This window comes from Streptomyces sp. NPDC029044 (genome assembly GCF_040637495.1).
Classification (GTDB): Bacteria; Actinomycetota; Actinomycetes; order Streptomycetales; family Streptomycetaceae; genus Streptomyces.
In genome coordinates this window covers 171,934-192,678 of the sequence record NZ_JBEZWN010000008.1, presented here as the reverse complement: position 1 = coordinate 192,678, position 20,745 = coordinate 171,934, and the positions used below count along the sequence as shown (strand labels likewise).

Genomic DNA, 20,745 nt, shown 5'->3' with positions numbered 1-20,745 from the left:
GACCGGGCACCCTGCCCGACCGCCGGCCGCCCGGCGGCCGGGTGGCCGGAACGGCCCGGCCACAGGGCCTCAGGGCGGCTCATTCGTCCGGAGTCAGGACGGCCGGAGCCCCGGCCAGGATGCCGCCGTCCACGATGAACTCACTGCCCGTCGAAAAGGTCGCGTCCATGACGATGAAGAGGACCATGCGGGCGACCTCGTCGGGTTCCCCGAACCGGGGGATCGGCTGCCCCGCCGTGTAGGCATCGCCGAAGCCGGCCGTCATCCGGGTGCGGATGGCGCCGGGATGGACGGAGCAGACCCGGACCCCGTCGGGCGCCAGTTCCAGCGCGGCGACCTTGGTCAGTCCGCGCAACCCCCACTTGCCGGCCGCGTACGCGCCGACACCGGCGTAGGCGGTCAGCCCTGCCAGAGAGGACATGTTGACGATGACGCCGCCCCCCGCCCGGCGCAGCGACGGTGCGACCGCGCGCATGCCCAGCCAGGCACCCGTGAGGTTGACGTCGACGACCAGCCGGAAGGACTCGGGGCTCTGCTCCTCCATCGGGCCCCAGTCGATGATGCCCGCGATGTTGGCGAGGACCGAGACAGGGCCCAGCTCCCGCTCCGTGTCAGCGAGCGCCCGCCGCCAGTCGTCCTCGCTGGTGACGTCCAGGTGCACGAAGCGGGAGGGGGGCCCGAGATCAGCGGCGAGGCCCGTCCCCTCGGCGTCCCGGACGTCGGCGATCACTACGGCGGCACCCTCGGCCGCCAGGGCCCGTGCCACCGCGCTTCCGATGTCTCCGGCCCCTCCGGTGACGATCGCCACCCGCTCGCCGAGACGTCCCATGGTCGACCTCCTTCGCTCAGGGTGCCGCCGCGGTCTCGCGTTCCTCGTCCGGGGCCACCAGCGACTGCGTCAACGGAATCCGGGCCAGTGCGAGAACCCCCGCCGCGATCAGCGCGACGCCGAACAGCTGGGGCAACAGCCACCATCCGGAGCGGATGGTCTCCTCGTACAGGGTGATGCCGAGGGCGAGGCTCACCAAGGCGTCACCGAGGGTCAGCGCGGGCTGCGAGGCGACCAGCGGACCGGCCTGCATGGCGTTCTCCAGCAGGAACAGGGCGCACACGCCGGTGGCGGCGAAGGCGTAGGTCTGCCAGGCGGTGAGAAAGCCCACCAGGCCCTGATCGTCGAGGATGTGGGTGGCGGCCTTCATCAGCGCGGCGGTCACCGCGTAGCTGATCGCCGTCGCGGCCCCCAGGCAGGCGGCCCGGGCCCGGCCCTCCGGGCGCCGGAGGGCGGCGAGAGCCAGGGCGACGACCGCACCCGCGCACACGGCGAGCGCGGGAATCCAGCGGTCCAGCGCCACATGCGTACGGTTCCCGGCGGGGGCGGCAGCGGCGAGCGCGACCGCCAGACCCGCCACCACCACGGCGACGGCCAGCCAGCCCACGCCCGGCAGGTGCCGGTGCATCAGCAGCGACGCCACGATGAGGGTGAGCGGCAGCTCCAGCACGAACAACGGCTGCACGATCGTCAGCGGCCCGGTGGCCAGCGCCAGGGCCTGGCAGACGGCGGCGCCGATCACGGCGAGGATCCCGGCCAGCCAGACCGGCCGGCGCAGCAGATCGACGATCAGACCGGCCCGCAGCCCCTGCGACGCGGGCACGGTGAGTGCCGCCTTGCGCTGCAGCACGGTCGCGACGGCATTGCTGAAGGCCGCGCAGATCGCGAACACGACGGGGAGCACGGTGTGCAGCGTGGCCACCTCCCGGATCAGCGGGCGTGCGACGTCGGCAGTGCCTGCTCCTGCCATGGTCGCCGGATCCGGTCGGGGGCGCGATCGGAGCCCCGGCGCACCGACCCCCGAGCGTCGCGGCGATCACCGCCCCGATCGTCGGACAGCCAGGTCAGCCCAGCTTCCGGAAGAGCCCTTCCTGCACCACGGAGACGACCAGCCGGCCCTCACGGTCGTAGATCCGGCCCCGGGCCAGGCCCCGGCCGCCGACCGCGATCGGCGACTCCTGGTCGTAGAGGAGCCAGTCGTCCGCGCGGAAGGGGCGGTGGAACCACATCGCGTGGTCGAGCGACGCCATGTCGAAGCCGCGCGGGCCCCACAGCGGCTCTACGGGAATACGGACGGCGTCCAGCAGGGTCATGTCGCTGGCGTAGGTGAGGGCGCAGGTGTGCACGAGCGGGTCGTCGCCGAGCGGCCCGACCGCGCGCATCCACACGGCGCTGCGCGGCTCGGCGTCCCGGGCCTCCTCGGTGGTCCAGCGCAGGCGGTCCACGTAGCGGATGTCGAAGGGCTGGCGGCGGGCCATCCGCTCCAGCTGCTCGGGCAGCGCGCCCAGGTGCTCGCGGATCTCGTCCGTGACGGTGGGCAGGGACTCCGGGTCCGGGACCTTGCGGGCGGGCGGCAACTGGTGCTCGAAGCTGCCCTCCTCCGGCTTGTGGAAGGAGGCGGTGAGATTGAAGATCGTGCGGCCCTGCTGCACCGCCGTGACCCGGCGGGTGGTGAACGACCGCCCGTCGCGCACATGCTCCACCTGGTACACGATCGGCACGCCCGGCCGGCCGGGGCGCAGGAAGTACGCGTGCAGCGAGTGCACGGGACGGTCGCCCTCCGTGGTGCGGCCGGCGGCGACCAGGGCCTGCCCGGCCACCTGCCCGCCGAAGACCCGCTGCAAGGACTCCTGCGGGCTGCGGCCGCGGAAGATGTTGACCTCGATCTGCTCCAGGTCGAGCAGATCGACGAGCCTCTCGGCCGGGTTCGTGGTCATGGGTGGGATTCTCCTGTGCTCGCTGCTGCCCGGCCGGTCACAGCTGGCCGACGTCGGTGACGCGGACGATCGCGCGGCCCTCCGCGTCCGAGGCCGTGAGGTCGACCTCCGCGCTGATGCCCCAGTCGTGGTCGCCGTTCGGGTCGTGGAAGATCTGTCGGACCCGCCACAGGGCGTTCTCCGGCTCCTCCTCGATGAGCAGCAGCTTGGGGCCGCGGGCGTCGGGGCCGGTGCCGAGATCCTCGTACTCGTCCCAGTACTTGTCCATCGCCTCGCCCCACGCGTCGGCGTCCCAGCCGGACTCCCCGTCCATCTCGCCCAGTTCGCCGACCTGGTCGAGGGCGGCCAGCTCCACGCGGCGGAACATGGCGTTGCGGACCAGGACGCGGAAGGCACGGGCGTTGGCGGTGACCGGCTTGACCTCGTCGGCCTTCTCCTGGGCCTCCTCGGCGGTCATCTCCGCCGGGTTGGCCAGCTGCTCCCACTCGTCCAGCAGGCTGGAGTCGACCTGGCGCACCATCTCGCCCAGCCAGGCGATCAGATCCTGGAGGTCCTCGGACTTGAGGTCGTCCGGGACGGTGTGGTCCAGGGCCTTGTAGGCGCTGGCGAGGTAGCGCAGCACGATGCCCTCGGTGCGCGCCAGTTCGTAGTGGGACACCAGCTCGGTGAAGGACAGCGCCCGCTCGTACATGTCGCGGATGACCGACTTCGGCGACAGCGGATGGTCGCCGACCCAGGGGTGGCTCTTGCGGTACGTGTTGTACGCGTGGAAGAGCAGCTCCTCCAGCGGCTTGGGGTACGTGATGTCCTGGAGGCGCTCCATGCGCTCCTCGTACTCGACGCCGTCGGCCTTCATCTGGGCCACGGCCTCGCCGCGCGCCTTGTTCTGCTGGGCGGCGAGGATCTGCCGCGGGTCGTCGAGCGTGGACTCCACCACGGACACCATGTCGAGCGCGTACGACGGCGATTCGGGGTCGAGCAGTTCGAACGCGGCGAGCGCGAAGGTGGACAGCGGCTGGTTGAGCGCGAAGTCCTGCTGGAGATCGACGGTGAGGCGGACGATGCGGCCGGTGGCGTCCGGCTCGTCGAGCTTCTCGACGATGCCGCCGTCCAGCAGCGAGCGGTAGATGGCGATGGCCCGGCGGATGTGCCGCAACTGCTGCTTGCGCGGCTCGTGGTTGTCCTCCAGCAGCCGGCGCATCGCCTCGAAGGCGTTGCCGGGGCGGGCGATCACCGACAGCAGCATCGTGTGCGTGACGCGGAACCGGGACGTCAGCGGCTCCGGTTCGGAGCCGATGAGCTTCTCGAAGGTCTGCTCCGACCAGGCCACGAAGCCCTCCGGAGCCTTCTTGCGGACGACCTTGCGGCGCTTCTTCGGGTCGTCGCCCGCCTTGGCGAGCGCCTTCTCGTTCTCCACGACGTGCTCGGGGGCCTGCGCGACGACGAAGCCCTCCGTGTCGTACCCGGCCCGTCCGGCCCGGCCCGCGATCTGGTGGAACTCCCGGGCGCGCAGGGTGCGTACACGGGTGCCGTCGTACTTGGTGAGGGCGGTGAACAGCACCGTCCGGATGGGGACGTTGACGCCCACGCCGAGCGTGTCGGTGCCGCAGATGACCTTCAGCAGACCGGCCTGCGCGAGCTTCTCCACCAGACGCCGGTACTTGGGCAGCATGCCGGCGTGGTGGACGCCGATGCCGTGCCGGACGTAACGGGAGAGGTTGCGGCCGAACTTGGTGGTGAAGCGGAAGTTGCCGATCAGCTCGGCGATCTGCTCCTTCTCGTCCTTGGAGCACATGTTGATGCTCATCAGCGCCTGCGCCCGCTCCACGGCCTGAGCCTGGGTGAAGTGCACGATGTAGACGGGTGCCTGCCGCGCTGCCAGCAGGTCGGTGAGCGTCTCGGTGAGTGGGGTGTACCGGTACTCGTAGGAGAGGGGCACCGGCCGGGTCGCCGAGCGGACCACCGCGGTCGGGCGGTTCGTGCGGCGGGTGAGGTCCTTCTCGAAGAAGGAGACGTCGCCCAGCGTCGCCGACATCAGCACGAACTGCGCCTGCGGCAGCTCCAGGATCGGGATCTGCCAGGCCCAGCCGCGGTCGCCCTCCGCGTAGAAGTGGAACTCGTCCATCACGACCTGGCCGACGTCCGCGTCCTTGCCGTCGCGCAGTGCGATGGACGCCAGTACCTCGGCGGTGCAGCAGATGACGGGTGCGTCGGCGTTGACGGAGGCGTCGCCGGTGAGCATGCCGACGTTCTCGGTGCCGAAGATCTTGCACAGCTCGAAGAACTTCTCCGACACCAGCGCCTTGATCGGGGCCGTGTAGAAGGTGACCTCGTCCCGGGCCAGGGCCGCGAAGTGCGCGCCGGCCGCGATCATGCTCTTGCCGGAGCCGGTGGGCGTCGACACGATCACGTTCGCGCCGGACACCACCTCGATCAGCGCCTCCTCCTGGTGGGGGTAGAGCGTGAGACCCCGCTCGCCGGCCCACGACTCGAAGGCTTCGTACAAGGCATCGGGGTCGGGGGTCCGCGGCAGCTGATCGATGAGGGTCACGCCCCCATCTTGCCTGGCCCGGTGCCCGATGCGGGAATCGGCTGCGGGCCCGAAGATCACGAACGCTACGCTGGGGCGCCGACGGGACGTCAGCGCGCCCGGTCAACTGGACAGCGGCACAGGACGAATGGGGCGGGCAGCGGCCATGATGGGACCAGCACACTCACTGTCGGGAGCCGCCGCCTGGCTCGGCGTCGGTGCGGCCGCCGCGGCGGCCGGACACCCGATGCCCTGGCCGGTCCTCCTCGTCGGCGCCCTGATCTGCGCCGGAGCCGCCCTCGCCCCGGACCTCGACCACAAGGCGGCCACCATCTCCCGGTCCTTCGGACCGCTGTCACGCTGGCTGTGCGAGATCGTCGACAAGCTGTCGTACGCCGTCTACAAGGCCACCAAGAAGCAGGGCGACCCGCGCCGCTCCGGCGGGCACCGCACCCTCACGCACACCTGGCTGTGGGCGGTGCTGATCGGAGCGGGCACCTCGGCGGTGGCGATCACCAGCGACCGCTGGGGCGTGCTCGCGATCCTCTTCGTGCACATGGTCCTGGCCATCGAGGGCCTGCTGTGGCGGGCGACGCGCGGCTCCAGCAGCGAGGTCCTGGTGTGGCTGCTGGCCGCGACCACCGCGTGGATCCTCGCGGGCGTGCTGGACAAGCCCGGCAACGGCGCGGACTGGCTGTTCACCGCTCCGGGCCAGGAGTACCTGTGGCTGGGACTGCCGGTGGTGCTGGGCGCGATCGTGCACGACATCGGGGACGCGCTCACGGTGTCCGGCTGCCCGATCCTGTGGCCCATCCCGGTCGGGCGCAAGCGCTGGTACCCGATCGGTCCGCCCAAGGCCATGCGGTTCCGGGCGGGCAGCTGGGTCGAGCTCAAGGTGCTGATGCCGGTGTTCATGCTGCTCGGCGGGGTGGGCTGCGCGGCCGCGCTCAACGTCATCTGAGTGCGGCCGGTGCCGCAGATGCCTCAGCTGCCGCCGTAGCGCCGCTCGAAGGCGGCGACCCGGCCCTCCGAGTCCACCGTGCGGGCCTTGCCCGTGTAGAAGGGGTGGCTCTCCGAGGAGATCTCCACGTCCACCACCGGATAGGTCTCGCCGTCGTCCCACTCGATGGTCTGGTCGCTGGTCGCGGTGGACCGGGTGAGGAACGCGTACCCGGCGGCGCGGTCGCGGAAGACGACGGGCTGGTAGTCGGGGTGCTTGTCCTGCTGCATGGATGCTCCTCGAACGGCTCGGGACGGGCTTGCGATCAGCCGGACAGGGTGTCGTCGTCGACGATGTGCACGGCGGCCTCCTCGGCCGACGCAGCGGCGCCGTCGATGCCCACGTCCATGGCGACCAGTGCCTCCTCCTCGTCCTCGTGGGCGCCCTCGTCGGGTGCCACGAGCCGGCCGGAGCGCGCGGCGCCGACCTCGTTGTCCAGGAGTTCCCCGTCGGTGCCGTCGCAGTCCCCGAGGCCGTCACCGTCCGGTGCGGCGGCCTCCGGCAGTTCCTCGGCCAGGCGCTGGTCCAGCGTCTCGCCCCGCTGCCGCTCGGCCGCCGTCACGCCGAGGTGTTCGACGGCCCAGGGCCGCTCGGGAGGGGACCAGCCCCGGTCCAGGGGATCGTCGACGCCGTCGTTCTCCAGGGTGTCCTCGGCGTCGAGCAGCCCCGTGTCCTCCCTCTGCTCGTCTTGGTCCGGCTGGTAGACGTCGTCTCCCCAGCCGTCGGAGCTGTTCACGGGTACCTCCAGGGGGTGGGACGGGCCCGTATGCACGGGGCCCGTGCCGGGCCGCCGCCGCGGAGCACTGACGCCGCCCGGGCCTCTGGTTCCCGGGCGTCCCCCGAGCCGGTGCCTGGTTCCAGCCTTCCACCCAGGCTCATGACCGCGCAACGCCAAGGACACGGCCGCCCACCTGACAGGCGGGCGGCCGTCTCGTTCGACGCGGTGCTCAGCCGTGCCACGACCTCCACAGCGCCGCATACGCCCCGTCCGCCGCGACCAGCTCGTCGTGGCTGCCCAGCTCGCTGATCCTTCCGTTCTCGACGACGGCGATGACGTCCGCGTCGTGGGCGGTGTGCAGCCGGTGGGCGATGGCGACGACGGTGCGGCCGTCGAGGACCCGGGCCAGGGAGCGCTCCAGGTTGCGGGCCGCGCGCGGGTCGAGCAGCGACGTCGCCTCGTCCAGGACCAGCGTGTGCGGGTCGGCCAGCACCAGGCGGGCCAGCGCGATCTGCTGGGCCTGGGCCGGGGTGAGCGAAAGACCGCCGGAGCCGACCTCGGTGTCCAGGCCCTCGTCGAGCGCACGGGCCCAGCCGTCCGCGTCGACCGCGCCCAGCGCCGCCCACAGCTCGGCGTCCACGGCACCGGTGCGCGCGAGCCGGAGGTTGTCGCGCAGGGAGCCCACGAAGACGTGGTGCTCCTGGTTGACCAGGGCCACGTGGGAGCGGACGCGTTCGGCGGGCATCCGGGACAGCTCGGCGCTGCCCAGGGTGATCCGGCCGTCCCGGGGCGCGTAGATCCCGGCGAGCAGCCGCCCCAGTGTGGACTTGCCCGCACCCGAGGGGCCGACCAGGGCCAGCCGGGTGCCGGGGGCGACCTCCAGGGACACCTTGCGCAGGACGTCCACGCCGTCCACGTAGCCGAAGTGCACCCGGTCGGCGTGTACACGGCGTCCCTCGGGGGCCACGGTGGGATCCCCGGCGTCCGGCTCGATGTCCCGGACCCCCACGAGCCGGGCCAGCGACACCTGGGCCACCTGTAGCTCGTCGTACCAGCGCAGGATCATGCCCACCGGGTCGACCAGCATCTGGGCGATCAGCGCGCCGGTCGTCAGCTGGCCGACGTCGATCCACCCGTGCAGGGCGAACACACCGCCGATCAACAGAACGGAGGCGAGCACGGTCACGTGGGTGGTGTTGATGACCGGGAAGAGCACCGACCGCAGCCAGAGCGTGTACCGCTCCCAGGCCGTCCACTCCTGGATCCGGCGCTCCGACAGCGCGACACGGCGCTCGCCCAGGCGATGGGCCTCGACGGTGCGCCCGGCGTCCACGGTCTCGGCGAGCGCGGCGGCCACGGCGGCGTACCCGGCGGCCTCGGAACGGTAGGCCGAGGGCGCCCGCCGGAAGTACCAGCGGCAGCCGACGATCAGCAGCGGCAGGGCCAGCAGCACGGCGAGCGCCAGCGGCGGCGCCGTGATCACCAGCCCGCCCATCAGCAGGACCACCCACACCACGCCGATCGACAGCTGCGGCACCGCCTCCCGCATGGCGTTGCCCAGCCGGTCGATGTCCGTCGTGATGCGCGACAGCAGGTCACCGGTCCCGGCCCGCTCCAGCACTCCGGGCGGCAGTCCGACCGACCGGACGAGGAAGTCCTCGCGCAGGTCGGCCAGCATCCGCTCGCCCAGCATCGCGCCGCGCAGGCGCACCTGACGGACGAACAGGGCCTGGACGGCCAGCGCGGCCACGAAGAGCCCGGCCGTGAGCTCCAGGCGCAGGTCCCGTGCCCCGTCGGACACCCGCTCCACCAGACCGCCCAGCAGCCAGGGACCGGCCATCGAGGCGATCACAGCGGCCGTGTTGACGGCGACCAGCAGCAGGAACGCCCGCCGGTGCCGGCGCAGCAGTTCGGCCACGTAGGCGCGGACGGTCTCGGGGGCACCGACCGGCAGGGTGTTCGCCGTCGTCGGGGCCGCCGGGTCGTACGCCGGTGGCGCGACGCCGATCATGCCTTCTCCTCGATCTCTTCCAGTTCGTGCAGTACGTCGTCCAGGGCGACGGAGCCGTTCAGCGCGGCCTCGTCGTCCGTCTCGCGGGTGACCACCGCCCGGTAGCGGGGGTCGGTCCGCACCAGCTCGCGATGGGCGCCGACCGCCACGGCCTCGCCGTCGTGCAGGAACACGACCCGGTCGGCGCGGTCAAGGAGCAGCGGGGAGGAGGTGAACACCACGGTCGTGCGCCCGTCGCGCAACTCCCGCACACCCTGCGCGATCCGGGCCTCGGTGTGCGAGTCGACGGCCGAGGTCGGCTCGTCCAGGACGAGCGCCTCCGGGTCCGTGATCAGCGACCGGGCGAGCGCGAGCCGCTGGCGCTGACCGCCGGACAGGGACCGGCCGCGCTCGGTGATCCGGGCGTCCATCGGGTCGCCCGCGTCCAGCGAGCCCTGCACCAGCGCCGCCAGCACGTCGTCGCACTGCGCGGCCGCCAGCGCCTCTTCCGGTCGGACGGCGCCCGACGCGGGTACGTCGAGCAGCTCGCGCAGCGTGCCGGACAGCAGGACCGGGTCCTTGTCCTGGACGAGGACGGCCGTTCGGGCGCTGTCCAGCGGGAGTTCGTCGAGCGGTACACCGCCCAGCAGCACCGAGGTGCCCTCCTGGGAGGGGTGTCCGCCCAGCCGTTCCGCCAGCAGGCCCGCCGCGTCCGGGTCGCCGCACACCACGGCCGTGAACCGCCCGGCGGGCGCGAGCAGCCCGGTGTCCGGGTCGTACAGGTCGCCCGAGGGAACCTCGGCGGCGCGCGATCCCGCGGTGTCCGTGGGCCGTTGCAGCGACAGCACCCCCGCGGCCCGCTTGGCGGAGGGCCGGGAGAAGGAGTACGCCATGGCGATCTCCTCGAAGTGCCGCAGCGGATAGGTGAGGACCATGACCGAGCTGTAGACGGTGACCAGTTCACCGACGGTGATCCGGCCTTCGCGCGCCAGCTGCACGCCGTACCAGACGACGGCGATGAGCAGCAGCCCGGGCAGCAGGACCTGGATCGCGGAGATCAGGGCCCACATCCGGGCGCTGCGCACGGCCGCGTGGCGGACCTCCTGGGAGGCGCTGCGGTAGCGGTCGAGGAACAGCTCCTCGCCGCCGATGCCGCGCAGCACGCGCAGGCCGGCGACGGTGTCCGAGGCGAGTTCGGTGGCACGTCCGGCCTTCTCGCGCTGGGTGTCGGCGCGCCGGGTGGCACGGGGGAGCAGCGGCAGCACGGCGAGCGCCAGCGCGGGCAGCCCCACGGCGACGACCACGCCGAGCGCCGGCTGGTACACCAGCAGACCGACGCAGACCAGCACGATGGTGACCAGCGCCGCGGTGAAGCGGGACAGGGCCTCGACGAACCAGCCGATCTTCTCGACGTCACCCGTGGAGACCGCGACCACTTCACCGGCCGCGACGCGCCGGGTCAGCGCCGAGCCCAGATGGGCGGCCTTGCGGGCGAGCAGTTGCTGGACGCGGGCGGCCGCCGTGATCCAGTTGGTGATCGCGGTGCGGTGCAGGAAGGTGTCGCCGACCGCGTTGCCGACGCAGGCCAGCGCCAGCAGCCCGCCCGCCAGGGCGAGCCCGGTGCCGGAGCGGTCGACGACGGCCTGTACGGCGACACCGACACAGAACGGCAGGGCGGCGACGGAGGCGAAGTGCAGCAGCCCCCAGGACAGCGACTTGAGCTGGCCGCCCAGCTGATTGCGGAAGAGCCACCACAGGAATCGGGGGCCCGAACGCGCGTCCGGCACGCCCGGGTCGGGATACGGAAGGTCTTGAATCTGCATGACGTCCCAGTGGCTCGTGTCAGGGGGGATGGGGGTCCGGCCGAAGGCAGCAAACCGTGACAGGTTCGCCTTGCCGCGTGGTCGCGGGCAACAGGTTTTCCGTCCACCGAACGGAACCGGCCGACGACGGCGCGAACAGGGCTGTCCCGGCGGGCCGGTGCGCATTGCGGAGGCGTCCGGGGCGCCGTAGAACACCGCCCATGAAGAGACGGATCGTCATGTCCATGCTTGCCGGGGCGGCCCTCCTGGCGGGCACCCTCCTCGGCACCGGGCCCACCGCTGCGGCGGACCTCCCTGCCCCGGCGGGCGGCGTCCCCGCCGAGTTCGGCACCGACTGGCACGACCCGGTCACGGCCGCCCCGCCGGTGGAGAGGCCCTCCGGGAAGTCCTGTGAAGTCACCGTCGCCCAGGCCCGGTTCCGTGACTTCACCCCGTACCGCGGCACCTACACCCCGCCCGACGGCTGCGGCGACCGCTGGAGCAAGGTGGTGCTGCGGCTCGACGGCAAGGTCAAGGGCCGTCAGTACGACCGGCTCGGCTACCTGCACGTCGGCGGGGTCGAGATCTTCCGCACGTCGACACCGCAGCCCTCGCCGGACGGCATCGAGTGGTCCGTGGAGAAGGACGTCACGCGCTACAGCGACACCTTCCGCACGAGCCGGGACGTCGAGATGCTCATCGGGAACGTCGTCGACGACACCTACACGGGCGTCCTCGACGTCAAGGTCACGCTGACGTTCCACCAGGGCCGCCCCGACGGCAAGAGCCCCGACCGGGTCCTCACCCTGGACGCCGACTCGGCCCTGACCACCCCGCGCAACAGCGAGCGGATCGTCGCCGAGGTGTACGCGACCGGCTCCGGCGGCGGCTGCGAGGAGTACTGGTACCTGACCGTGCCCGAGCCGGCCCCGTACTCCTGCAAGGCCGGTCAAGGTCCTTACCGGGAGGTGCAGATCAGCGTGGACGGACGACTCGCCGGCATCGCCGCGCCGTTCCCGACCGTCTGGACCGGAGGCTGGTCCAACCCGTTCCTCTGGTACGTGATCCCGGGCCCGCGCGCCTTCGACATCAAGCCGATCACCTACGACCTCACCCCCTTAGCCGGGATCCTCAACGACGGCCGCCCGCACCGCGTCGAGGTCTCGGTCGTCGGCGTGCCCGAGGGGCAGACCGGCTGGAGCGCACCCGTCAACGTCCTGGTCTGGCAGGACGAGCGGCGCGCACGGGTCACCGGGAAGCTCACCGTGCACAAGGAGGGGGACCTCACGAACTCGTCGGTGTACACGCCCGGTTCGGAGCACGCGGTGGCCACCGAGGGCGCCCACCGGCTGACCGTCGGCGGCTACGTCGACACCTCGCACGGCCGCGTCACGACCACAGTCAGCCGCTCGCTCGCCCACACGTCCACGCACCGCTGGACCGACGGCGAGACGCGTGACGCCCTCGAAGCCGCCTGGACGGACGACGAGTCGGTGACCGTCGGCGGGCGTATGACGCGGACCCGCCGCGGCTACACGATGGACGGCACGGCCACCCTCGGTGCGGGCGACCGCCTGCGCACCGTGCTGACCCTCGGCGACCGCGCCACGGTCGTCGGCACGCACGGCGGACGGCGCACCGCGTGGTCGCGGCTCGACAACTCCTACACGGGCGACGCGACGTACACGGCGAACGTGCCGCGCGACCAGCGCCATGCGGTCGGCACCACGAGTGAGCGCTACCGGCTGTACGGCTCACGCGGTTGCTACGACCGGACTCTGACCGCCGTCCAGGGGGTGCTCACGGAGGACCGCAGCCGATGCTGAGGTGAGCGGTGGGGTGCGTGTGATGTGCATCACTTATGGCGCTTTTACTTGGCTGAAACGTTGCGGTCTTGTGTGCGATCAAGACAGCCTCCAGAGTGTTCGGAAACGGAAGCCGCTTTCCGCATCACAGAAGTCCCCTCCGGCTTCTGTGCGTCCCGTCCCCCTAGGAGGCTTCGTGCCCCCGTCCGTACCGTCCCTCCCGCGACGCGTCGCACGCACTCTACGTACCTCGCTTTTCGCGCAGGTTACCTGCGCCCTCGTCCTCGGAATCGTCGTCGGAAAGCTGTGGCCGGACACGGCCACGGCCTTCCAGCCGCTCGGCGACGGTTTCACCCGGCTCATCAAGACCGTGATCTCGCCCCTGGTGTTCTGCGTGGTCGTGGTCGGCATCGCCAAGGCCGGTGACCTGAAGGCGTTCGGCCGGATCGGGGTCAAGGCCCTCGTCTGGTTCGAGATCGCCTCGACGGCCGCACTGGTCATCGGTCTCGTCGCCGCCAATGTCGTCGGCCCGGGCCGGGGCATGAACGTCGACCCCTCCTCGCTCGACGCCGCCGCGGTGCAGGAGACGACCGGCGGGGGTCACCTGCCCACGACGACCGAGTTCGTCCTCAACGCGCTCCCACAGAGTTTCATCGGGGCCTTCGCCGAGAACGAGCTTCTCCAAGTCCTCATTCTGGCCTGCCTGGTGGGCGCCGCCCTGCTGCACCTCGGGCACACCAAGGTGCCGAAGATCCTCCCCGCGATCGAGCAGGCCCAGGAGATCATCTTCGCGGTCGTCGGCTTCATCATGCGACTCGCCCCGATCGCGGTGTTCGGCGCGATGGCCCATCTGGTCGGCAACTACGGCCTGGGCGTGATGCGGACGTACGCCAAGCTCATCGTGCTCTGTTACGTGGCGGCGGCGCTGTTCATCGCGCTGCTGGCCGTCGCCCTGAAGGCCGTGACCGGGCTCAGCCTGTGGAAGTTCCTGCGCTACATCCGCGAGGAGATGCTGCTCGCGCTCGGTACCGCGTCCACCGAGTCGGTCATGCCGCGGGTGATGCAGAAGCTGCGCCGGGCCGGTGCGCGCGACGACGCCGTGGGGCTGGTGCTCCCCACCGGCTACTCCTTCAACCTCGACGGCGCCTCGCTCTACCTGTCCATCGGCACGCTGTTCATCGCCCAGGCCGTGGGTGTGGATCTGAGCCTCGGCCAGCAGATCACCGTCGTCCTGGTGCTGATGCTGACCAGCAAGGGCATGGCGGGCATCCCCGGTTCGGCGTTCCTCGCCCTCTCCGCGACCGCCTCCTCCCTGGGGGCGATCCCCGCCGGGGCGGTCGCGCTGCTGCTGGGCGTGGACCGCATCATGGACTCGATGCGCGTCGTCACCAACCTGCTCGGCAACTGCGTCGCCGTCTTCGCGGTGTCCCGCTGGGAGGGGGCCCTGGACACCGCTCAGGCGAAGAGGGCGCTCGACGGCGAGGACACCTCCACGCCGGACGACGGAGAGAAGGGTGTCGGCGCCGAGAAGGACCTCGGCGTAGAAAAGGGGCCCGGCGCAGAGAAGAGCCCCGGCGGCGACACCGGCACCGCGGCGCCGGCGCCGGGCATCCCGGCCCAGAAGCCCAAGGAGCTCAAGGAGCCCGCTCCCGAGGCCGGTTGACCCAAACCGAGTGGGCCGCGGCCTTCGCTCAGGCAGGACGAGCGGAGGCCGCGGCCCTCTGCCGTGCGCCGGCCTCCGACAGCTCCCCGCCGGCGTCTCGTTCCCTCAACAGGTCCCCGCCGGCGTCTCGTTTCCTCAACAGGTCCCCGCCGGCGTTCCGTCGATCAGCGTGTCCAGCAACCCCCCGAGAGCCTCCCGCTGATCCCCCGTCAGCGGTGCGAGGATCTCCTCGGCGGCCGACCTGCGCGCCGCCCGCAGCTCGCGCAACGCGCCCCGGCCGTCGTCCGTGAGCTCGATGCGGATCACCCGCCGGTTCGCCGGGTCCGGGACCCGGCGAACCTTGCCGCTCGCCTCCAGGCCGTCGACCAGCGTCGTCACGGCCCGCGGCACCACCTCCAGGCGCTCGGCCAGGTCGGCCATGCGCGGCGGCGATCCCCAGTGCGCCAGCGTGCGCAATAGCCGGGACTGGGCGGGTGTGATGCCCAGCTCACGCAGCTCCAGATGGCGCTTCTGGATGCGGTGCACCCGGCGCGTGAGCCGCAGCAACTGCTCGGCGAGGAGGCCGTCGGAGTCGGGCGTGGTCATGCGGGAACAATATCAGGATGCAGTTCATTGTGAGTATAGGTAACAATGAGCTGTGATCCGATCCGCCGCATCCCTCGTAGGAGCCCATGCATCCCGACCGTGAAGCCCCCTGGACCCCGCCGGCCGACTCCAAGGAGCAGCCCCGGCAGGTTCGCCGCATCCTCGGCCTCTTCCGCCCCTACCGGGGCCGTCTCGCGATCGTCGGGCTGCTGGTGGCCGCGGCGTCGCTGGTCTCGGTCGCCACGCCCTTCCTGCTGAAGGAGATCCTCGACGTCGCGATCCCCCAGGGGCGCACGGGCCTGCTCAGCCTGCTCGCCCTCGGCATGATTCTGAGCGCCGTCCTCACCAGCGTCTTCGGGGTCCTCCAGACCCTGATCTCCACGACGGTCGGCCAGCGCGTCATGCACGATCTGCGCACTGCCGTCTACGGCCGGCTCCAGCGCATGTCCCTCGCGTTCTTCACCCGCACGCGCACGGGCGAGGTGCAGTCCCGCATCGCCAACGACATCGGCGGCATGCAGGCCACCGTCACCTCCACCGCGACCTCCCTGGTCTCCAACGTCACCAGCGTGGTCGCCACGATCGTCGCGATGCTGGCCCTCGACTGGCGCCTGACGGTGGTCTCCCTGCTGTTGCTGCCGGTGTTCGTGTGGATCAGCCGCCGCGTCGGCAACGAACGCCGGAAGATCACCACCCAGCGCCAGAAGCAGATGGCCGCCATGGCCGCCACGGTCACCGAGTCGCTCTCCGTCAGCGGCATCCTGCTCGGCCGCACGATGGGCCGCTCCGACTCGCTGACCAAGTCCTTCGCCGACGAGTCGGAGGAACTCGTCGACCTGGAAGTGCGGTCGAACATGGCCGGCCGGTGGCGCATGGCCGTCATCACGATCGTCATGGCCGCCCTGCCCGCCGTCATCTACTGGACCGCCGGCATGGCCCTCCAGCTCGGCGGCCCCGAGGTGTCCATCGGCACGATCGTCGCCTTCGTCTCGCTCCAGCAGGGTCTGTTCCGCCCGGCCGTGAGCCTGTTGTCGACCGGGGTGCAGATCCAGACCTCGCTCGCGCTCTTCCAGCGCATCTTCGAGTACCTCGACCTGCCGATCGACATCACCGAACGCCCCGACCCGGTGCGCCTCGACCGGATCAAGGGTGAGGTCCGCTTCGAGAACGTCTCCTTCGGCTACGACGGCAAGGACGGCCCGGTCCTCGACGGCATCGATCTCACCGTCCCGGCCGGCGGCAGCCTCGCGATCGTCGGCCCGACCGGGGCCGGCAAGTCCACGCTCGGCTACCTCGTGCCCCGGCTCTACGACGTCACCGGCGGCCGCGTCACCCTCGACGGGACCGACGTCCGCGACCTCGACTTCGACACCCTGGCGCGCGCGGTCGGCGTCGTCTCGCAGGAGACGTACCTCTTCCACGCCTCGGTCGCCGAGAACCTGCGCTTCGCCAAGCCCGACGCCACCGACGAGGAACTCCACCGGGCGGCGAAGGCGGCGCAGATCCACGACCACATCGCGGCCCTGCCCGACGGCTACGACACCGTCGTCGGCGAGCGCGGCCACCGCTTCTCCGGCGGTGAGAAGCAGCGCCTGGCCATCGCCCGCACGATCCTGCGCGACCCGCCGGTCCTCATCCTCGACGAGGCCACCAGCGCACTGGACACCCGGACCGAAGCCGCGGTCCAGGACGCCATCGACGCCCTGTCGGCGAACCGCACCACCCTCACCATCGCCCACCGGCTGTCCACCGTGCGCGGCGCCGACCAGATCGTGGTCCTCGACTCGGGCCGCGCGGTCGAACGCGGTACGCACGAGGAGCTTCTGGAGGAGGGCGGCCGGTACGCGGCGCTCGTACGCCGGGACGCCCAACTGGAACCGACAAGATGAAAATATGCCGGGTTTGTGACGATATGCGGGTTACCGTGCCCGCATGCAGAAGAACACTCCGCCACGGAGCACGATTCGACTGACGCGCCGGGGCCGTATCGCCCTCGTCGCGACCGGAGCCGTCGTGGTCGGTACCGCCGTGGCGGTGCCGCTGCTGACCCTGGGGACCGAGAAGGAGAGCCGGCCCACGACCCTGGCCGTTCCCGAGGGCTGGCGCGCGAGCCAGGTATACGCGGCTGTCGACAAGGCCCTGGCCCTGCCCGCCGGCAGCACGAAGAAGTCCCTGGACAAGGCGGCGCTGAAACTGCCGAACGACGCCGAGGGCAACCCGGAGGGCTACCTCTTCCCGGCCACCTATCGGCTCCGGGAGAACACCACGCCGGACCAGCTCCTCGCGCTGATGGTCGACACCGCCAACGACAGGTTCAACGGCGCGCCCATCGCCGCCGGGGCGCAGCGCAACGCCATGAACGTGTACCAGGCCGTCACCATCGCGAGCATCGTCCAGGCGGAGGCGGTGACCAAGGCCGACATGGGCAAGGTGGCCCGGGTCATCTTCAACCGCCTCGAACGCGGCATGCCGCTCCAGATGGACTCCACCATCAACTACGCGCTGAACCGCTCCACCCTCCGCACGACGGAGGCCGACACCCGGATCGACAGCCCCTACAACTCGTACCAGCGCATGGGGCTGCCGCCCACGCCCATCGACAACCCCGGCGAGGAGGCGATGCGCGCGGCCATCAACCCGACCCCGGGCGACTGGCTGTACTTCGTCACGGTCCGCCCGGGCGACACCCGCTTCACGGCGGACTATCAACAACACCAGCGCAACGTCGCGGAGTTCAACGCGCAGCGGAAGAAGAGCGGGGCGCAGGCGGCCGGGTGAGTGCGGCCCGCGAGCCCGGTCCAGCCCCGCGCCACGCCGCGTCCGGGTGAGGGCCCGGCGGGTCGCCGCCCTCCGGGTCACGCCACCGCCGGCTCCCGCTCCAGCAGCCGCCTGATGTCCCGTACGGCCGCGCGGCCGGCCCGGTTGGCTCCGATCGTGCTGGCCGACGGGCCGTAGCCGACGAGATGGACGCGGGGGTCCGCGGCCGCGTGCGTGCCCTCCATGCGGATGCCGCCGCCGGGGGAGCGCAGGCGGAGCGGGGCGAGATGGTCGATTGCGGCACGGAAGCCGGTGGCCCAGAGGATGACGTCGGCGTCGACATGGCGGCCGTCGGCCCAGTCCACGCCGGTCGGCGAGATGCGGTCGAACATCGGCTGCCGGTCGAGCACCCCGTCCTCGATGCCCTGCCGGATCGCGTCGTTGAGCGGCAGCCCGGTGACGGACACGACACTGCGGGGCGGCAGTCCCCGGCGGACCCGTTCCTCGACGAGCGCGACCGCGGCGCGGCCCGCGTCCTCGTCGAAGGGGCCCTCGCGGAAGACGGGCGGGCGCCGCGTCACCCAGGTGGTGGCCGCCGCGGACGAGGCGATCTCCAGCAGGTGCTGCGTCCCCGAGGCGCCGCCGCCCACCACCACGACCCGCTGCCCGGCGAACTTCTCGGGCCCGGGGTACTGCGCGGTGTGCAACTGCCACCCCCGGAAGGTCTCCTGGCCCGGATAGCGGGGCCAGAACGGCCGGTCCCAGGTGCCGGTCGCGTTGATCAGCGCCCGCGCCGACCAGACGCCGTCCGAGGTCTCCACGAGCAGCCGTCCGCCGGGCCCCTCGCGCACGGCCCGTACGTCCACCGGGCGCCTGACCCGCAGGCCGAAGGTCCGCTCGTAGCGGTCGAAGTACGCGCCGATCACCTCGGCGGATGGCCGCGCCGGGTCCGCGCCCGTGAGCTCCATGCCCGGCAGGGCGTGCATCCCGTGCACCTTGCCGTACGTCAGCGACGGCCAGCGGAACTGCCAGGCGCCGCCGGGGGCGGGGGAGTGGTCCAGCACGACGAAGTCGCGGTCCGGCTCGAAACCGGATCGCCGCAGGTGATAGGCGCCGGCCAGCCCGGCCTGCCCCGCACCGATGACGACCACCTCGACCTCGCGTGTGTTGTTCACGCTTCTACTAACCGGGACGGGGTCGTGGATCTTCCCGAGGCGCGGCGCGCGGCTCCGAACGAGTGGACTCCTCCCCTCGCGGGCCGCAGGGCGGTCCCCGCCACGGACGCTGATGGTGATGTTCCTTGCGTCCTGCCCCCTCCCGGAGAGGCGCCCCCATGAGACGTACTCCCTCCCGCCGTCTGCTCGCCGCGGCACTGCTCGTGGCGTCCGTGCTGGCCCCGATGGCGACGATGCCCGCCACCGCCGCCCCGGCCCCCGCCACCGCCCGGCACGACCACGACGACCTCCCGCGGCACGGTCTTGGGCCCGAACTCACCGAACGGCTCGACCGGGCCGTCGCGGAGGTCCGCGAGCAGGCCGGCATCCCCGGCGTCGTCGTCGGGCTGTGGATGCCCGGCAGGGGCAGCTACGTCCGCGCCACCGGCGTGGCCGACACCGTAACCCGCATGCCGATGACCGCCGACTCCTCCGTCCGGATCGGCAGCGAGACCAAGACCTTCACGGTCACCGCCCTGCTCCGGCTCGTCGACGAGGGACGGATCGGGCTGGACGACCCGATCGCGAAGTACGTCAGGGGCGTACCGGGCGGCCACCGGATCACGCTGCGTCAGCTCGCCGGGATGCGCAGCGGCCTGTTCCCGTACACCGCCGACCCCGAGTTCATCCACGACCTGCTGAGTGACCCGGAGCGCTACTTCAACCCCCGCGAGGTGCTCGCCTACGGCTTCCGGCACGCGAACACCTTCGGGCCGGGCGAGGACTTCCAGTACTCCAACTCCAACCTCGTCCTGCTCGGCCTGGTGATCGAGAAGGTCACCGGCCGCAAGCTCGCCGACGTCATCCACGAGCGGGTGCTCCGCCCGGCCGGCCTGCGCCACACCCTGTTCCCGCAGGACGACGAGTTCCCCGAGCCGCACCCGCGCGGCTACACCGACCAGACGCTCAGCGGCGAGGTCGAGGACGTCACCGACTGGAATCCCAGCTGGGCCTGGGCCGCCGGAGCGATGATCTCCGACCTGCACGACCTGCGCCGCTGGGCGAAGGTCGTCGCCACCGGCGAACTGCTCAGCCCCGGGACCCAGGCGCAGCGACTGCGGACGCTGCCCACCGGCTACCCCGGCACCGACTACGGCCTCGGCATCTTCGAGACCAACGGCTGGATCGGGCACAACGGCTCGATCCCGGGCTACGAGACCGTGACCGTCCACCTGCCCTCGCAGAAGGCCACCCTGGTCATCATGATCAACACGGACGTCGTGGCCGAGGGTCAGGAGCCGTCTACGCTGCTCGCCCGGGCGATCACCGAGGTCGCGACCCCCGGCAACGTCTACGACGGCTCGGTGGTCACCAGGCCGTGACGCGAGGGTCCCCCCTCTCGGCGGGGACCCCACGGATCGCGGCATCCACACGGTCGGCGGAGTCCGGGGCGATCGGACGTCCATGGCACCGGCGGTCCGGCGCGGCCCGGGGGAACCCGGCCCGTGCGTCAGGATGGAGGCATGTCAGACGTCTTCACCTCCCGAGTTCTGAACCTCAGCACCGGCGCCGCGGAGCGGGTCCTCGACATCACCGGCGACTGCGAGTCCTTCCTGCGCGAGGCGGCGGCCGGCCGCGACGGTCTCCTCAACGTCTTCGTCCCGCACGCGACGGCCGGCATCGCCGTGCTGGAGACCGGCGCCGGCAGCGACGACGACCTCCTGGCCGCACTGCACACGCTGCTGCCCGCCGACGACCGCTGGCAGCACCGGCACGGCAGTCCCGGCCACGGCCGCGACCACGTCCTGCCCGCCCTGGTCCCGCCGCACGCGACCCTGCCGGTGCTGGGCGGCCGGCTGGAGCTCGGCACCTGGCAGTCGGTGTGCCTGGTGGACACCAACAAGGACAACCCGGAACGGAAGGTGCGCCTGAGTTTCCTGGGGTGAGCGCGGTCCCACGGCCCCGGCCCGGCGGC

17 protein-coding genes are annotated in these 20,745 nt (G+C 71.8%); 7 read left to right on the top strand and 10 right to left on the bottom strand.

The genetic code is table 11. The features are described from left to right. Positions 1 to 79: 79 nt before the first annotated feature. The 4 genes from AB0E85_RS10635 to AB0E85_RS10620 all read right to left on the bottom strand — a co-directional run bounded on the left by AB0E85_RS10635 (position 80) and on the right by AB0E85_RS10620 (position 5,317). On the bottom strand, positions 80 to 829 hold the full coding sequence (locus AB0E85_RS10635) for an SDR family oxidoreductase (protein WP_361924712.1): 750 nt from the start codon (positions 827 to 829) through the stop codon (positions 80 to 82). Positions 830 to 845: 16 nt separating this feature from the next. Then, positions 846 to 1,742 carry a DMT family transporter gene (locus AB0E85_RS10630; protein WP_361924728.1) on the bottom strand — a complete coding sequence of 299 codons (897 nt, stop codon included), beginning with the start codon at positions 1,740 to 1,742 and terminating at the stop codon, positions 846 to 848. 151 nt (positions 1,743 to 1,893) lie between these two features. Then, a complete protein-coding gene (locus AB0E85_RS10625; RefSeq protein WP_361924710.1) occupies positions 1,894 to 2,766 on the bottom strand; it encodes an acyl-CoA thioesterase II in 873 nt (290 codons plus the stop codon). Positions 2,767 to 2,803: 37 nt separating this feature from the next. Next, positions 2,804 to 5,317 carry a DEAD/DEAH box helicase gene (locus AB0E85_RS10620; protein ID WP_033307194.1) on the bottom strand — a complete coding sequence of 838 codons (2,514 nt, stop codon included), beginning with the start codon at positions 5,315 to 5,317 and terminating at the stop codon, positions 2,804 to 2,806. Positions 5,318 to 5,462: 145 nt separating this feature from the next. Between AB0E85_RS10620 and AB0E85_RS10615 the strand changes: the two genes are divergently transcribed. Then, positions 5,463 to 6,257 carry a metal-dependent hydrolase gene (locus AB0E85_RS10615; protein ID WP_184562642.1) on the top strand — a complete coding sequence of 265 codons (795 nt, stop codon included), beginning with the start codon at positions 5,463 to 5,465 and terminating at the stop codon, positions 6,255 to 6,257. Between the two features lie 23 nt (positions 6,258 to 6,280). On the opposite strand, the gene AB0E85_RS10610 is transcribed toward AB0E85_RS10615, so the two are convergent. The 4 genes from AB0E85_RS10610 to AB0E85_RS10595 all read right to left on the bottom strand — a co-directional run bounded on the left by AB0E85_RS10610 (position 6,281) and on the right by AB0E85_RS10595 (position 10,827). Next, entirely contained in the window at positions 6,281 to 6,526 is a 246-nt protein-coding gene (locus tag AB0E85_RS10610) for a type B 50S ribosomal protein L31 (protein WP_361924707.1), read from the bottom strand. Between the two features lie 35 nt (positions 6,527 to 6,561). After that, entirely contained in the window at positions 6,562 to 7,032 is a 471-nt protein-coding gene (locus AB0E85_RS10605; RefSeq protein WP_361924705.1) for a DUF5709 domain-containing protein, read from the bottom strand. Between the two features lie 211 nt (positions 7,033 to 7,243). After that, the gene (locus AB0E85_RS10600; protein WP_361924703.1) at positions 7,244 to 9,025 is read right to left on the bottom strand and encodes an ABC transporter ATP-binding protein; all 1,782 of its coding nucleotides are present in this window, start codon (positions 9,023 to 9,025) and stop codon (positions 7,244 to 7,246) included. Continuing rightward, positions 9,022 to 10,827 carry an ABC transporter ATP-binding protein gene (locus tag AB0E85_RS10595; protein ID WP_361924701.1) on the bottom strand — a complete coding sequence of 602 codons (1,806 nt, stop codon included), beginning with the start codon at positions 10,825 to 10,827 and terminating at the stop codon, positions 9,022 to 9,024. The genes AB0E85_RS10600 and AB0E85_RS10595 overlap by 4 nt, the downstream gene beginning before the upstream one ends. Positions 10,828 to 11,027: 200 nt before the next feature. Between AB0E85_RS10595 and AB0E85_RS10590 the strand changes: the two genes are divergently transcribed. Together AB0E85_RS10590 and AB0E85_RS10585 are read left to right on the top strand one after the other, a co-directional pair. After that, on the top strand, positions 11,028 to 12,632 hold the full coding sequence (locus AB0E85_RS10590; protein WP_361924699.1) for a peptide-N4-asparagine amidase: 1,605 nt from the start codon (positions 11,028 to 11,030) through the stop codon (positions 12,630 to 12,632). 175 nt (positions 12,633 to 12,807) lie between these two features. Further along, entirely contained in the window at positions 12,808 to 14,274 is a 1,467-nt protein-coding gene (locus AB0E85_RS10585) for a cation:dicarboxylase symporter family transporter (protein WP_361924697.1), read from the top strand. Between the two features lie 135 nt (positions 14,275 to 14,409). Here AB0E85_RS10585 and AB0E85_RS10580 read toward each other — a convergent pair whose 3' ends face one another. Continuing rightward, entirely contained in the window at positions 14,410 to 14,859 is a 450-nt protein-coding gene (locus AB0E85_RS10580; RefSeq protein WP_361924695.1) for a MarR family transcriptional regulator, read from the bottom strand. 86 nt (positions 14,860 to 14,945) lie between these two features. Between AB0E85_RS10580 and AB0E85_RS10575 the strand changes: the two genes are divergently transcribed. Both AB0E85_RS10575 and mltG read left to right on the top strand, forming a co-directional pair. Beyond that, positions 14,946 to 16,748, top strand: a complete 1,803-nt coding sequence (locus AB0E85_RS10575) for an ABC transporter ATP-binding protein (protein ID WP_361924693.1) — start codon at positions 14,946 to 14,948, stop codon at positions 16,746 to 16,748. A gap of 43 nt (positions 16,749 to 16,791) precedes the next feature. Next, the gene (mltG, locus tag AB0E85_RS10570) at positions 16,792 to 17,637 is read left to right on the top strand and encodes an endolytic transglycosylase MltG (protein WP_361924691.1); all 846 of its coding nucleotides are present in this window, start codon (positions 16,792 to 16,794) and stop codon (positions 17,635 to 17,637) included. Positions 17,638 to 17,714: 77 nt separating this feature from the next. Here the strand turns inward: mltG and AB0E85_RS10565 are convergent, their stop codons facing one another. Further along, positions 17,715 to 18,791: an NAD(P)-binding domain-containing protein gene (locus AB0E85_RS10565; RefSeq protein WP_361924689.1), complete on the bottom strand. Its 1,077-nt coding sequence runs from the start codon at positions 18,789 to 18,791 to the stop codon at positions 17,715 to 17,717. Between the two features lie 158 nt (positions 18,792 to 18,949). Here AB0E85_RS10565 and AB0E85_RS10560 point away from each other — a divergent pair, with 158 nt between their 5' ends. Both AB0E85_RS10560 and AB0E85_RS10555 read left to right on the top strand, forming a co-directional pair. Beyond that, positions 18,950 to 20,152 carry a serine hydrolase domain-containing protein gene (locus AB0E85_RS10560; protein WP_361924687.1) on the top strand — a complete coding sequence of 401 codons (1,203 nt, stop codon included), beginning with the start codon at positions 18,950 to 18,952 and terminating at the stop codon, positions 20,150 to 20,152. A gap of 141 nt (positions 20,153 to 20,293) precedes the next feature. Beyond that, positions 20,294 to 20,716: a YjbQ family protein gene (locus tag AB0E85_RS10555; protein WP_361924685.1), complete on the top strand. Its 423-nt coding sequence runs from the start codon at positions 20,294 to 20,296 to the stop codon at positions 20,714 to 20,716. Positions 20,717 to 20,745: the final 29 nt, after the last annotated feature.